General features: G+C 66.8%; 11 protein-coding genes. 3 read left to right on the plus strand and 8 right to left on the minus strand.

Annotation, left to right across the window (positions count from 1 at the left end):
* Positions 1-21: 21 nt before the first annotated feature.
* The 3 genes from acnB to AC27VE_RS24755 all read right to left on the minus strand — a co-directional run bounded on the left by acnB (position 22) and on the right by AC27VE_RS24755 (position 4,624).
* The gene (gene acnB, locus AC27VE_RS24745) at positions 22-2,613 is read right to left on the minus strand and encodes a bifunctional aconitate hydratase 2/2-methylisocitrate dehydratase (protein ID WP_088589017.1); all 2,592 of its coding nucleotides are present in this window, start codon (positions 2,611-2,613) and stop codon (positions 22-24) included.
* A gap of 222 nt (positions 2,614-2,835) precedes the next feature.
* Positions 2,836-3,750, minus strand: coding sequence for an FxLYD domain-containing protein (locus AC27VE_RS24750; RefSeq protein ID WP_488705267.1), 915 nt, complete (start codon positions 3,748-3,750; stop codon positions 2,836-2,838).
* Complete coding sequence (locus tag AC27VE_RS24755; protein WP_488705268.1) at positions 3,740-4,624, minus strand: FxLYD domain-containing protein; 885 nt, start codon at positions 4,622-4,624, stop codon at positions 3,740-3,742. Before AC27VE_RS24755 ends, AC27VE_RS24750 begins: the two co-directional genes overlap by 11 nt.
* Before the next feature lie 218 nt (positions 4,625-4,842).
* Between AC27VE_RS24755 and AC27VE_RS24760 the strand changes: the two genes are divergently transcribed.
* Entirely contained in the window at positions 4,843-5,607 is a 765-nt protein-coding gene (locus AC27VE_RS24760) for a TSUP family transporter (protein ID WP_006225626.1), read from the plus strand.
* Between the two features lie 34 nt (positions 5,608-5,641).
* Here the strand turns inward: AC27VE_RS24760 and AC27VE_RS24765 are convergent, their stop codons facing one another.
* The 4 genes from AC27VE_RS24765 to AC27VE_RS24780 form a co-directional block, all read right to left on the minus strand.
* A complete protein-coding gene (locus AC27VE_RS24765) occupies positions 5,642-6,082 on the minus strand; it encodes a CBS domain-containing protein (protein ID WP_488705269.1) in 441 nt (146 codons plus the stop codon).
* Between the two features lie 92 nt (positions 6,083-6,174).
* Positions 6,175-7,119: a LysR family transcriptional regulator gene (locus AC27VE_RS24770; protein ID WP_052017895.1), complete on the minus strand. Its 945-nt coding sequence runs from the start codon at positions 7,117-7,119 to the stop codon at positions 6,175-6,177.
* A complete protein-coding gene (locus AC27VE_RS24775) occupies positions 7,001-8,134 on the minus strand; it encodes an acyl-CoA dehydrogenase family protein (RefSeq protein WP_488705270.1) in 1,134 nt (377 codons plus the stop codon). Before AC27VE_RS24775 ends, AC27VE_RS24770 begins: the two co-directional genes overlap by 119 nt.
* An 11-nt stretch (positions 8,135-8,145) precedes the next feature.
* Positions 8,146-9,294 (minus strand): acyl-CoA dehydrogenase family protein, encoded by a 1,149-nt coding sequence (locus AC27VE_RS24780; protein WP_488705271.1) that lies wholly within the window; start codon positions 9,292-9,294, stop codon positions 8,146-8,148.
* Between the two features lie 230 nt (positions 9,295-9,524).
* On the opposite strand from AC27VE_RS24780, the gene AC27VE_RS24785 reads away from it, so the two are divergent.
* Positions 9,525-10,325: a crotonase/enoyl-CoA hydratase family protein gene (locus AC27VE_RS24785; protein ID WP_488705272.1), complete on the plus strand. Its 801-nt coding sequence runs from the start codon at positions 9,525-9,527 to the stop codon at positions 10,323-10,325.
* A 65-nt stretch (positions 10,326-10,390) separates the two neighbouring features.
* On the plus strand, positions 10,391-11,572 hold the full coding sequence (gene bktB, locus AC27VE_RS24790; RefSeq protein ID WP_006225632.1) for a beta-ketothiolase BktB: 1,182 nt from the start codon (positions 10,391-10,393) through the stop codon (positions 11,570-11,572).
* A 64-nt stretch (positions 11,573-11,636) separates the two neighbouring features.
* Here bktB and AC27VE_RS24795 read toward each other — a convergent pair whose 3' ends face one another.
* A complete protein-coding gene (locus AC27VE_RS24795) occupies positions 11,637-12,410 on the minus strand; it encodes an IclR family transcriptional regulator (RefSeq protein WP_488705273.1) in 774 nt (257 codons plus the stop codon).
* Between the last annotated feature and the right edge of the window lie 23 nt (positions 12,411-12,433).

A 12,433-nucleotide genomic window follows, 5' to 3' on the forward strand; every position in this document is an offset into this window, starting at 1 on the left:
AACCTGGCTATCGTGCGAGGCTTAGACCTCGATCACGTCCGCCACGTCTTTGTAGTCCGCGATCTTGTCGAAGTTCAGGTATTGGTAGATCTGGTCGCCGCTCTTGTTGATGACGCCCATATCGCCCATGTACTCTTCCTTGGTCGGAATCCGGCCCAGCTTCGAGCAGATGGCGGCCAGTTCAGCCGAGCCCAGGTACACGTTCGTGTTCTTGCCCAGGCGGTTCGGGAAGTTGCGGGTGCTGGTCGACATGACGGTCGCGCCTTCGCGCACTTGGGCCTGGTTGCCCATGCACAGCGAGCAGCCCGGCATTTCGGTGCGCGCACCTGCCGTGCCGAACACGCCGTAGTGGCCTTCTTCGGTGAGCTGCGTGGCGTCCATCTTGGTCGGCGGGGCAATCCACAGCTTGACCGGGATGTCGCGCTTGCCTTCCAGCAGCTTGGAGGCTGCGCGGAAGTGGCCGATGTTGGTCATGCAGCTGCCGATGAACACTTCGTCGATCTTGGCGCCGGCGACTTCCGACAGCGTCTTGACGTCGTCCGGGTCGTTCGGGCAGGCCACGATGGGCTCGTGCACGTCGGCCAGGTCGATTTCGATGACGGCGGCGTATTCGGCGTCGGCATCCGGAGCCAGCAGCTGGGGATCAGCCAGCCAGGCTTCCATGGCCTTGATGCGGCGGCCCAGCGTGCGCTCGTCTTCGTAGCCGTTGGCGATCATCCACTTCAACATCACGATGTTGCTGTTGATGTACTCGATGATCGGTTCCTTGTTCAGGTGCACCGAGCAGCCGGCGGCCGAACGTTCTGCGGAGGCGTCCGACAGTTCAAAGGCTTGTTCGACCTTCAGGTCGGGCAGGCCTTCGATTTCCAGGATGCGGCCGGAGAAGATGTTCTTCTTGCCTTGCTTGGCAACCGTCAGCAGGCCTTGCTTGATGGCGTACAGCGGGATGGCGTTGACCAGGTCGCGCAGGGTGACGCCAGGCTGCAGCTTGCCCTTGAAGCGGACCAGCACCGATTCCGGCATGTCCAGGGGCATCACGCCCGTGGCGGCGGCAAAGGCCACCAGGCCCGAACCGGCCGGGAACGAGATGCCGATCGGGAAACGGGTGTGCGAGTCGCCGCCGGTGCCGACGGTGTCGGGCAACAGCATGCGGTTCAGCCACGAGTGGATCACGCCGTCGCCCGGGCGCAGCGAAATGCCGCCGCGGGTGCTGATGAATTCCGGCAGCGTGTGATGCGTCTTGACGTCCACGGGCTTCGGGTAGGCGGCGGTGTGGCAGAACGACTGCATCACCAGATCGGCCGAGAAGCCCAGGCAAGCCAGGTCTTTCAGTTCGTCGCGGGTCATCGGGCCGGTGGTGTCCTGGCTGCCGACCGAGGTCATCTTCGGTTCGCAGTAGGTGCCCGGGCGGATACCGCGGCCTTCCGGCAGGCCGCAGGCGCGGCCGACCATCTTCTGGGCCAGCGTGTAGCCGCGGCCGGTGTCGACCGGATCCTTGGGCAGGCGGAACAGCGTCGACGGGGCCAGGCCCAGCGCTTCGCGCGCCTTGCTGGTCAGGCCGCGGCCGATGATCAGCGGAATGCGGCCGCCGGCGCGCACTTCGTCGAACAGCACGTCGGACTTCACTTCGAATTCAGCGATGACTTCGCCGTTCTTCAGTGCCTTGCCTTCGTAGGGGCGCAGTTCGACCACGTCACCCATTTCCATCTTGGAAACGTCGAGCTCGATCGGCAGGGCGCCGGCGTCTTCCATCGTGTTGTAGAAGATGGGGGCGATCTTGTTGCCCAGGCACACGCCGCCAAAGCGCTTGTTCGGCACGAAGGGGATGTCTTCGCCCGTGAACCACAGGACCGAGTTGGTGGCCGACTTGCGCGACGAACCCGTGCCGACCACGTCGCCCACGTAGGCGACCAGGTGGCCCTTTTCCTTCAGCGATTCGATGAACTTGACCGGGCCGCGCTTGCCGTCTTCTTCCGGTTCGAACGCGGCGCCGTCGCGCTTGTTCTTCAGCATCGCCAGGGCGTGCATCGGGATGTCGGGGCGGGTCGTGGCGTCAGGCGCCGGCGACAGGTCGTCGGTGTTGGTTTCGCCCGGCACCTTGAAGACGGTGATGGTCAGGCTTTCCGGCAGTTCCGGACGGCTGGTGAACCATTCGGCATCCGCCCAGCTTTGCAGCACGGACTTGGCGTTGGCGTTGCCGCGGTCGGCCTTTTCCTTCACGTCATGGAAGGCGTCGAACATCAACAGGGTCTTTTTCAGCGCATCGGCGGCGATGGTGCCGATTTCCGCATCATCCAGCAGGTCGACCAGCGGGCCAATGTTGTAGCCGCCGAGCATCGTGCCCAGCAGTTCCGTCGCCTTGGCACGGCTGATCAGCGCACAAGCTTCCTTGCCCAGCGCCACGGCGGCCAGGTAGGACGCCTTGACCTTGGCGGCATCGTCCACGCCGGCCGGCACACGGTAGGTCAGCAGTTCGACCAGATTCTGCTCCTCGCCAGCGGGCGGGTTCTTCAGCAGTTCGATCAGTTCAGCGGTTTGTTTAGCCGTAAGGGGCAGCGGGGGAATCCCCAGAGCCGCGCGTTCGGCAACGTGTTGGCGGTAGTTATCCAGCATGTGAGGCCTGCTCAAAGTCGGGTTGGAAGAAGGGTTGTTGGCGGAATTGTAGAGGGAAGAGGGGGGCGCAAGCAAATGTCTTATATCTTATATAAGACCTGGGCCGATAGCTGTTGCTTGCGGGCGACGGCGCGCGGGCGGCTGTGCGGGGCGGGCAAGGAAAAGGCGGCCCCGTGAGCCGCCTTTTTCGTCAGGCGCGCAGAGGCGGCGCCCGTTCGCGGCTTAGCGAGCCACGGCGTCGTAGACCAGGCCTACCCGGGCGAAATTGCCGCCGTATTGCTTGACCTGGGCTTCGAATGGCGCGCTCTCGCCCGGCTTGAGCTTGGGCAGCCGCAGTTCCTTGAACGTGGCGCCCGACAACTGGTCCTGGGCGTCGTACAAGCTGATCCAGACCCGCACGTTGTCGACCTCCGCCTGGTCCTCATTGCGTACCCGGCCGTGGACGGTGACGTACTTGTAACGGTAGCGGTAGCTGAAATTGAGGGTGCCCGTGCCGATGTTGGCCTCGGTGTTCTCCACCGTGACGGCCAGCTTGGGGCGGGGGCCGGGCATCGCGGCGCGCTTGACGGGCTGCCAATCCGCCTTCATCTCGGTCACCCGATCATAGCGGCCGCCCGGCAGCGCCACCGGCACCCGCTCGCCCGGATACAGATGGGTCGGCAGTTCCCATTCCTGGCGCAAGTCCACCGCGCGCGACCCGTCGAAGACGGCGATTTTCACGCGCGGCGACAGGGCCACATAGGTGTCGCTGGTGTTGACGAGTTCCGTATACAGGACGGGGCGTTCAATTTCGTCCAGCAGCCGGCGCGGCGCGGACAGGCTGAACGCCTTCGGGTCGAACAGGGCAAAGTCCGGGTCCAGCAGTTCTTCGGTGGTCAAGCGCACCTGGTCGATGACCCGGGTATTGGCCGGGCTGACCCGCACGATGCGGCTGGCGGGACCCGCCTCTTTGGGCGGGGTGTCCTTGGACGAGGCCGTGGCTTGCGGCGCGGGGGCGGGCGCGAACTTCTGCATGGCCCAGGGCCCCACGGGGGTGTGCTTGTACAGCGCGAAGCCGATGGCGGCCAGGATGATCAGCACCAGCCCGGCCTTGGCCGGCCGGGACAGGGGTTTCGCTTCGGAGCGGTCAGCGTTCACTTTGCACCATGTAATCGTAGGACGCGACGTTGCCGTCGCCGAGCATCTCGCAGTGCACGTCGAACGACGTCAGCGCGCCGGGCGCCAGGGGGCTGGCGGTGGCGTAGCCGTTGCCGGTACCGATCATCGCGCCGTCGTCGCCGTAGAGGATGACCGTGATCTGGGTGCTGTTGGCCTCGGTCGCGCCCTGGTTCTTCAGCAGGCCGACCAGCCGGTACGAGCCGTCGTTGCGCACCAGTTGCACCTTGCTGGGCGCCACATCGTTGTTCTTGCCGCGCGCGGGCGAGGGGGTGGCGACTTCCAGCGTGTAGCGGCTGTAGGCCTTGTCCGGCACGGAAATCAGCACAGGGGCGTATTCGCCGGGTTGCAAGCTACGCGCCGAGGGCGACCCCCAGGACGACGACAGCGTCAATTCGCCCTGGAAGAAGGTCGCCGTCACGCGCGGCGCGTCGATCTTCTTGCCGGTCTCGTTGCGCATCATCATGACGAGCTGCTTGCGGCCGCGTTGCTGCACCTCGCGCACGTCGGTCAGCTTCACCAGCGACGCATCGATCGGCGGCGGTTGCACCAGGCGTTGCGGCACCGGTGCACGGCCTGAACTCAGCAGCGAGGCCACCAGGGGAATGGCGATCATCGCCGCCACGGCCACGCCGATGGCCGCGAGCACGGCAGGCTTGACCTGCGGCGTCGGGCTGGGCTGCTGCATGCCGCGCAGGATCTTTTCCAGCCGCTGGGCGACGTCGTCCTCTACCAGCGTCAAGGCGTGGCAGTGGTTGCAGCGGTATTCGTTGGGGGCCAATTTGGTGAACTGAGCGCTGCCGCAAGTCGAGCAGGTCAGGGTCACGGTATTGATCGTGGTGTGTTTGGGCGTCATTCAGGCGAGGTCTAACCGGCAAGGACTGACAGGGCGGCAAGAATAGCGGCAGTCCGTCGGGGACGGGGTGCAGGGACGCTTCCATTTGTGACAAGATATGTGATTGCGGCACGCGCGGTGCCGGCTGGGGGCGCCGATACCCCGGTGATATCATCGCCGCCTTGGAAAGCCCCGCGCCGCGCACGCCATCCGTGCCCGCCCTCCGACATCCCCGACGCATGAGCATCTCCCAACATCTGCTGTTCCTGGCCTGCGTGGCGCTTGCCACCTATGCCCAGACCATGACCGGCTTTGCATTCGGGCTCGTTCTGCTGGGGTTGTCAGGCGTGTTCCAGTTGGCGTCGGTGTCCGAAGTGGCGAACGTGGTCAGCGTGCTGTCGCTGGTGAATGCCGCCGTGACGCTGGCGCGCGCCAAGCCGCAGGTGAACTGGTCGCTGATGGGGCCGGCCATGACGGCCAGTCTGGTGGGAGTCGGCGTGGGCGTGGCCGTGCTGACGTGGATCAGCGGGTCGACGACGGTGCTGCTGCAACTGCTGCTGGGCGTCACGATCCTGGCTTGCGCCGTCCTGCTGGTGGCGCGCGCCAAACCGCTGGAGCGGCTGTCGTCCAAGGCGTCATTCGTATTCTTCGGGGGGATATCCGGCGTGCTGGGCGGCTTGTTCTCAAGCGCCGGCCCGCCGATGGTCTATCACCTGTATCGCCAGCCCTTGCCGCTGGCGTCCATCCGCAACAGCCTGCTGGTGCTGTTTTCGCTGAACGCCGTGGTGCGCTTGGGGCTGGTGACCGGACAAGGGGCGTTCATGGCGTCGTCGTTCTGGCTCAGCGTGCAGGCGTTTCCGGTCGTGATCGCCGTGACCTGGGTGGCGCGCCGTTATGGTTCGGCAGGTTCGATGAAGACCATCAAGCGCATGGTCTTTGTGCTGCTCTTGGCCGCCGGGCTGGGGCTGATCGTGCCGGCGGCGCGGATCCTGGCGGCGGGCTGACCCGCCGCTTGGCCATCGGCGCCGCGGCAATGCGTCAGGCGTGGCCGCCGCTGATGTAGCGTTCCAATTCGTGGATGATGAACTTCTGTTCGCTCATAACGTCCTTGACCAAGTCGCCAATGGACAGCAGCCCGATCAATTTTTCATTGTCGATGACCGGAAGATGGCGAAAGTGCCGCTCGGTCATCATGGCCATACAGTGCTCGCGCGTATCGGCGGGACCCACGTAATAGACCGAGTCCGTCATGATGTCGCGCACCTTGGTGCTGCGCGACGAGCGGTCTTGCAGGACGACTTTGCGGGCATAGTCGCGCTCGGACATCATGCCCAGCACGGTATCGCCCTCTACGACCACCACCGCGCCGATGCTGCGCTCGGCCATGGTCTTGATGGCGTCGTACACCGATGAGTCCGGTGAAACCGTTACGACGGACTGGTTCGGCTTTTCCCTGAGAATCTCAGCAACTGTCTTCACGATGTGCTCCCGAATCGCTGGCAAGGTTCAACTTTGGACCGCGCGCCGCACGTCCAGCCCCGCGGGGTGCTGTGGCGCGACCATGCTCCATCCTAAGCCTGCCGGCCACCTTGCCGCAAGCGCGGCACCGGATATTTGGCGGGCTTGTCTCGGAACGCCTGGCTGGCCATCTCGCGCAGGTTGCGCGCGGCGCTGCGTTCCGTATCGGGATTCCATGCCAGTGAAATGCCGATGGAGGCATCGGCGGGGAAGTCGGCCAGCGTCTTGTAGACCACATTGGGCCCGGGATGGCGGCGGCTGCCGGCGGGCACCAGCGCCACGCCCAGCCCGCTTTCGACCAGGCTCAGCAGCGTTTGCACCTGCACCGCTTCCTGCGTAATGCGGGGCGTGAAGCCGCGCAGCTGGCAGGCGTTGATCGCCGCCATGCGCAAGCCCGCGGCTTCCGTTGCGGTGTACATGATGAAGGCCTCGTCCGCCAGGTCGGTCAGCCGGATGCGGCCGCGCCGCGCCAACGGATGCCCCTTGGGTACCGCCAGCGCGAAATTCTCGGTGGTCAGCGGGGCCAGGCGCACGTTCGACCCCATGGCCACCGGCACGCGCACGATGCCGACCTCCAAAGTGTCTTCCGCCAGGTCCTGCATGATGCGGATCGAGGTGGCTTCGCGCAGCACGACCGTCACGCCGGGATAACGTTGGCGAAAGAGAGGCAGGATGCGCGGCAGGATGCCGTGCGTGGCGGACCCCACGAAACCGATCCGCACGGTGCCGCCTTCGCCCGCTGCGCCCGCGCGCGCGGCCAGCCGGAACTGCTCGGCATGGAACAGGGCACGGCGCGCTTCGTCCAGGGCGGCAAGGCCCGCTTCGGTCAATTGCACGCCTTGGCGGCCGCGCACGAACAGCGGCACGCCCACCATCTCTTCAAGCTTGCGGATCGAGACCGACAGCGGAGGCTGCGACATGTGCAGCTTTTCCGCCGCGCGATGGAAGTTCAGCGTCTCGGCAAGAACCAGGAACTGTTGTAGATGGCGGAAGTCCATGAGCGCGGCCCGGGAGGATGGTTCCCGTGGATGATACGGCGCGCAGGTAGGTCAGCGCATCCGCGCCGCTGGCCAGCGCATGGGCGCCGATGCGTTCGTGCCAATAGGATTCCGACCCGCCGGCCAGCCGCCACTCGCGGAGTCGTCGGGTGTACAGCTGCAAGTCGTATTCCGCGGTGACGCCGATGGCGCCATGCACCGCGTGCGCGATGTCGGCGACGACAGGCGCAGCCAAGCTGGCGCGCGCCTTGCCTATCGCGGCCAGCATCGGCTGTGGCCGCCCGCCTGCACCTTGGAACGCCAACTGCGCGGCCATGCGGACGGCCCAGACCTGTTCGGCCATCACACTGATCTGCTGCTGCACGGCCTGGAAGCGGCCGATGGGCTTGCCGAACTGCGCCCGCGTGTTGGCGTAGTCCAGCGTCAGCGAGAGCACCCGGTCCATGGCGCCGGCCATCAGGCCGGCATAGGCGGCGGCCGCCAGTTCGTCCAGCGGACTGCCGCTGCCCAGGCATTGCGCATCGGCCAGTGCCCACGAGGCCTCGCCGTCCAGGCTGCCATGCAGGCCGTTCGGTTCGACCTGGCCGGCTTGCGTGGCCAGCAGCCAGGCTTGTCCGTTGATGTGCGCCAGGACGTGGTCCGCCACGCGGACCCACGGCACGTTGACGCCCATCACGCGTCTGCCCTGGATCGACAGGCCGTGTGGAGCGATGGCGATCGATCCCGTTGGCCGTGCGCGGCCCGCGCCGGCAAGCCACGCGCGCGCCAGCATCGTGTGCGCGATCGGGTAGGGGCAGAGGTGGCGGCCGGCGGCCAGCATCACGGGCAGCGCATCGGGCAGGTCCAGCCCAGCGCCGCCCTGCGCCTCCGGGACCAGCGCGTCGGCGAAGCCGGCGTTTTCGCAGGCTTGCCACGCGGCGGCGGCTGGTTGGCCTTGTTCAATGCCACGAATCAGCGCGGGCGTGTAAGTCTGGGCGAACAGGCGTTCGGCGGCGTCGCCAAGCAGAGTGTCCATGATGTTCGTCCTTATCGAAGGCCAAGGCCGCGGGCGATGATGCCGCGAAGTATTTCGCGCGTGCCGCCGCGCAAGGAAAAGGTGGGGCTGACCTGTTCCAGGTACGCCAGCGTGCGTAGCAGCGGCAACGGTGGCGGCACATCGGGGCGGCGGCCCAGCGCATCGCCGATCAAGCGCGGAATAAGCTGTTCCAATTCTGTGCCCAGGTCTTTGACCAGCGCGGCTTCCGTTGCGGGGCTGCCGCCCGCCGCCAGCTTGCCCGCCACCGACAGCGACATGGCGCGCAGCACCGCCATCTGCGACAGGATGCTGCCCAGCGTGGCGCGGTCGCCGGCGTTGTCCGACAGGCCGCGGCAATGCGTCAACCAGCACTCGAGCAGCGCGATGCTGGAATACAGGCGCTCGGGGCCACTGCGCTCGAACGCGAGTTCGGCGTTCACCTGGGCCCAGCCCGCACCCGCTTCGCCGATCAGCGCGTCGTGGGGCAGTTCGACGTTGTCGAAGAACACTTCCGAAAAGTGGGCATCGCCCGCCAGGTCTTCGATGGGCCGGATGGAAACGCCGGGCAGCGCCAGGTCCACGATGAGTTGCGACAGCCCTTGGTGGCGGTCGTCCACGGTGCCGGAGGTGCGCACGAGCGCAATCATGTAGTGCGAGCGGTGCGCGTTGGTCGTCCAGATCTTGCTGCCGTTCAGGCGCCAGCCGTCAGCCACGGGCTCGGCGCGGCTGCGGATGCTGGCCAGGTCGGAACCGGATCCCGGTTCGCTCATGCCGATGCAGAAGAATGCCTCGGCTCGGCAGATGCGGGGCAGGTAGAACGCCTGTTGGGCCGCCGTGCCATACTTGTGGATCAGCGGCGCGCTTTGGCGGTCCGCGATCCAGTGGGCCGACACCGGCGCGCCCGCGCCCAGCAATTCTTCCGACAGCACGAAGCGCGCGAAGTGGCCGCGCGCCGCGCCGCCATGTTCCCGCGGCAGGGTCAGGCCCAGCCAGCCGCGCGCTGCCAACTGGCGGCTGAAGGCCGCGTCGTATCCCATCCAGGACCGCGCGCGCTCGTCGGGCTCCAGGCCGTCAAGCGTGTCGGCAAGAAAGGCGCGCACCTCGGCGCGCAGGGCTTCATCCTCGGGCGGGATGGCGGTGAGTTCCAGCGTATCGATCATGGGGCCTCCGGTGCCGCGCCGGCCCGTCAGGGGCGCACTGACGAGGGCTACGGCCACTATCCCGGAGCGCGGCGTTGGCCGTCCAATATTATTTTTGGGATTTCCGATACCGATTTCGTATCACCCACGCCAAAACTAATATTGGACGACGTCGGCCGCCACGCCTACGCTGCGGAATCGGTCTTCGCGCACGGCGGCTGACCCGGCATCTTCAACATGGGGAGACAGGCATGACGGAACTTGTGCACTACGAGCAAAGCGCGGAGGGCGTCGTGACGCTGACGCTGGACGATCCGGCCACGCGCAATGCGCTGACCGGCAGCGGCATCGTGGACCAGCTGCTGGCGGCGTTCGCGCGCATCGAGCGCGACCCGGCCGTGCGCGTGCTGATCCTGACGGCGGCCGGCAACGTGTTTTCTTCCGGCGGCAACATCAACGATATGCAGCGGCAGATCGGCCCCGAGGTCGGCAGCGCCGCCTTGCGCCAGGAATACCGCCACGGCATCCAGCGCCTGCCGCTGGCCCTGCATGCCTTGGAAGTGCCGACGATTGCCGCCGTCAATGGACCGGCCGTCGGCGCGGGCTGCGATCTGGCCTGCATGTGCGACGTGCGCATTGCCGCGGAAGGGGCGAGCTTCGCAGAAAGTTTCGTCAAACTGGGGATCGTGCCCGGGGACGGCGGCGCCTGGTTCCTGCCGCGGCTGATCGGGTCGGCGCGGGCGGCTGAAATGTCGTTTACCGGCGACGCCATCGACGCGGGCACGGCGCTGGATTGGGGGCTGGTGTCGCGGGTGGTGCCGGGGGTCGAGCTGCTGCCCGCCGCCCATGCGCTGGCCGCGCGCATGGCGGCGAATTCCCCCGATGCGGTACGGCTGACCAAGCGCCTGCTGCGCGAAAGCCAGCATGTGCGGCTGGATACTTTGCTGGAGCTGTCGGCGGCGTACCAGGCGCTGGCGCACAAGACCGACGCGCACGCGCAGGCGGTGGGCGCCTTCATCGCGCAGCGCGCCGCGCGCAAGCCCCGCGGCTGACGCGGGGAACGATCTGAGGCGGCCGGCCGGCGGTATGATGGAACGCATTACAAGGAGGAAACACCATGAATGAAGTCATCGTCGCTTCGGCCGTCCGCACCGCCATCGGCGACTTCGGGGGCGCGCTGAAAGACGTGCCGCCGTGCGACCTGGGCGCCACCGTCATCCGTGCCGCGCTGGAACGCGCCGGCGTCAAGGGCGACGAAGTCGGCCATGTCGCGGTCGGCCACGTCATCAATACCGAGCCGCGCGACATGTACCTGTCGCGCGTGGCCGCCATGAACGCCGGCATCGCCAAGGAAACCCCTGCCTTCAACGTCAACCGCCTGTGCGGTTCGGGCCTGCAGGCCATCGTGTCGGCAGCGCAGACCATCCTGCTGGGCGACGCCGAGATCGCGATCGGCGCAGGCGCAGAAAGCATGAGCCGTGCTCCCTACATCGTGCCGTCGCAGCGCTGGGGCGCCCGCATGGGCGACAGCGTCATGCTGGACATGATGACCGGTGCGCTGTCGGATCCGTTCGGCCGCATGCACATGGGCGTCACCGCCGAGAACGTGGCGGCCAAGTTCGGCATCAGCCGCCAGGACCAGGACGCGCTGGCCGCGGAATCGCATCGCCGTGCGGCAGCCGCCATCGACGCCGGCTACTTCCGCGACCAGATCGTGCCGGTGGTGCAGAAGACGCGCAAGGGCGAAGTCGTGTTCGACACCGATGAGCACGTGCGCCGCGATGTCTCGGCGGCCACCATGGCCACGCTCAAGCCGGTCTTCCAGAAAGAGAACGGCACGGTCACGGCGGGCAACGCATCGGGCCTGAACGACGGCGCGGGCGCCGTGGTGCTGATGAACGCCTCGTTGGCAGCCAAGCGCGGTATCAAGCCGCTGGCCCGCCTGGTGGCCTACGCCCATGCGGGCGTCGACCCCGACATCATGGGCATCGGCCCCGTACCGGCCACGCAAGCCGCGCTCAAGCGCGCCGGCCTGACCGTGGACCAGCTGGACGTCATCGAAGCCAACGAAGCCTTCGCGGCGCAGGCCTGCGCCGTGTCGCGCGAGCTGAAGCTGGATCCGGCCAAGGTCAATCCGAACGGCAGCGGCATCGGCCTGGGCCATCCCATCGGCGCGACCGGCGCGATCATCACCGTCAAGGCGCTGCACGAACTGCAACGCGTGGGCGGGCGCTACGCGCTGGTGACGATGTGCATCGGCGGCGGGCAAGGCATTGCCGCCATCTTCGAGCGCATTTAAGCGCCTGGCCGTCCAGGCGCTTTGACTCAACCGCGTTCCGCCGCCAGCGGCGGAACGCGCCGCCTCAAGCGTGGCCCAGGTAGTCCTGTGCCCACGCCAGGCATTCGGCGCGCAGCAGCGCGCCCATCTGCACACGGCGTGGCCCGTCCAGCCGGCTGCTGATCGCCCCGAAGCTGAATGCCACCCAGGTCAGTTCCGATACCGGGAACGCCACCCCCACCCCTGATACGCCCGGCGTGATCGTATCCACGATCTCGGAATAACCGGCCGTGCGCGTCTGCTTCACGGCCTTCATCAAGGCGCTGCTGGACACGCCGATCTGCGCGTAGCTGGCCGCGTGGCGGGCGTATAGCGACGCGATGTCCTCGTCCGGCAGGCTGGCCATCAGTGCCAGGCCGCCGGCGCCCACGCCCAGCAGGCGTCGTTCGCCCTGGTCGATCGTGAACACCTTCACCGGAAACGATCCGGCTTCCCGCAACAGGCACAGGGCGTAGTCGCCCTGGCGGATGACCAGGAACACCGTATCGCCGGACAGGCGCGCCAGCTTTTGCGCGAAGGGGCGCAGCGCGTCCAGCAAGGGCGTACGCCGCAGCGCGGCAAACCCCAACTGCATGGAATCCACGCCCAGCCGGTACCGCCGGGTCTTGTTGTCGCGTTCGGCGAACTGTTCTTCCAGCAGGCAGCTCAGCAGCCGGTGCGCGGTCGACCGTTCCAGGCCGGTGGCACCCATCACGCCTTGCAGGTCGATGCCTTCTTCCTGGTGCTGGGCCAGCACGCGTAGCAGCCCGAGCGCGCGGCGCATGCTCTGCGTGCCGTCGGTGGCGGTTAGCTTGTTCATATTATGGGAAATATCGTTCGAAT

It is taken from the genome of Achromobacter sp. 18P8.1.1 (genome assembly GCF_057799415.1).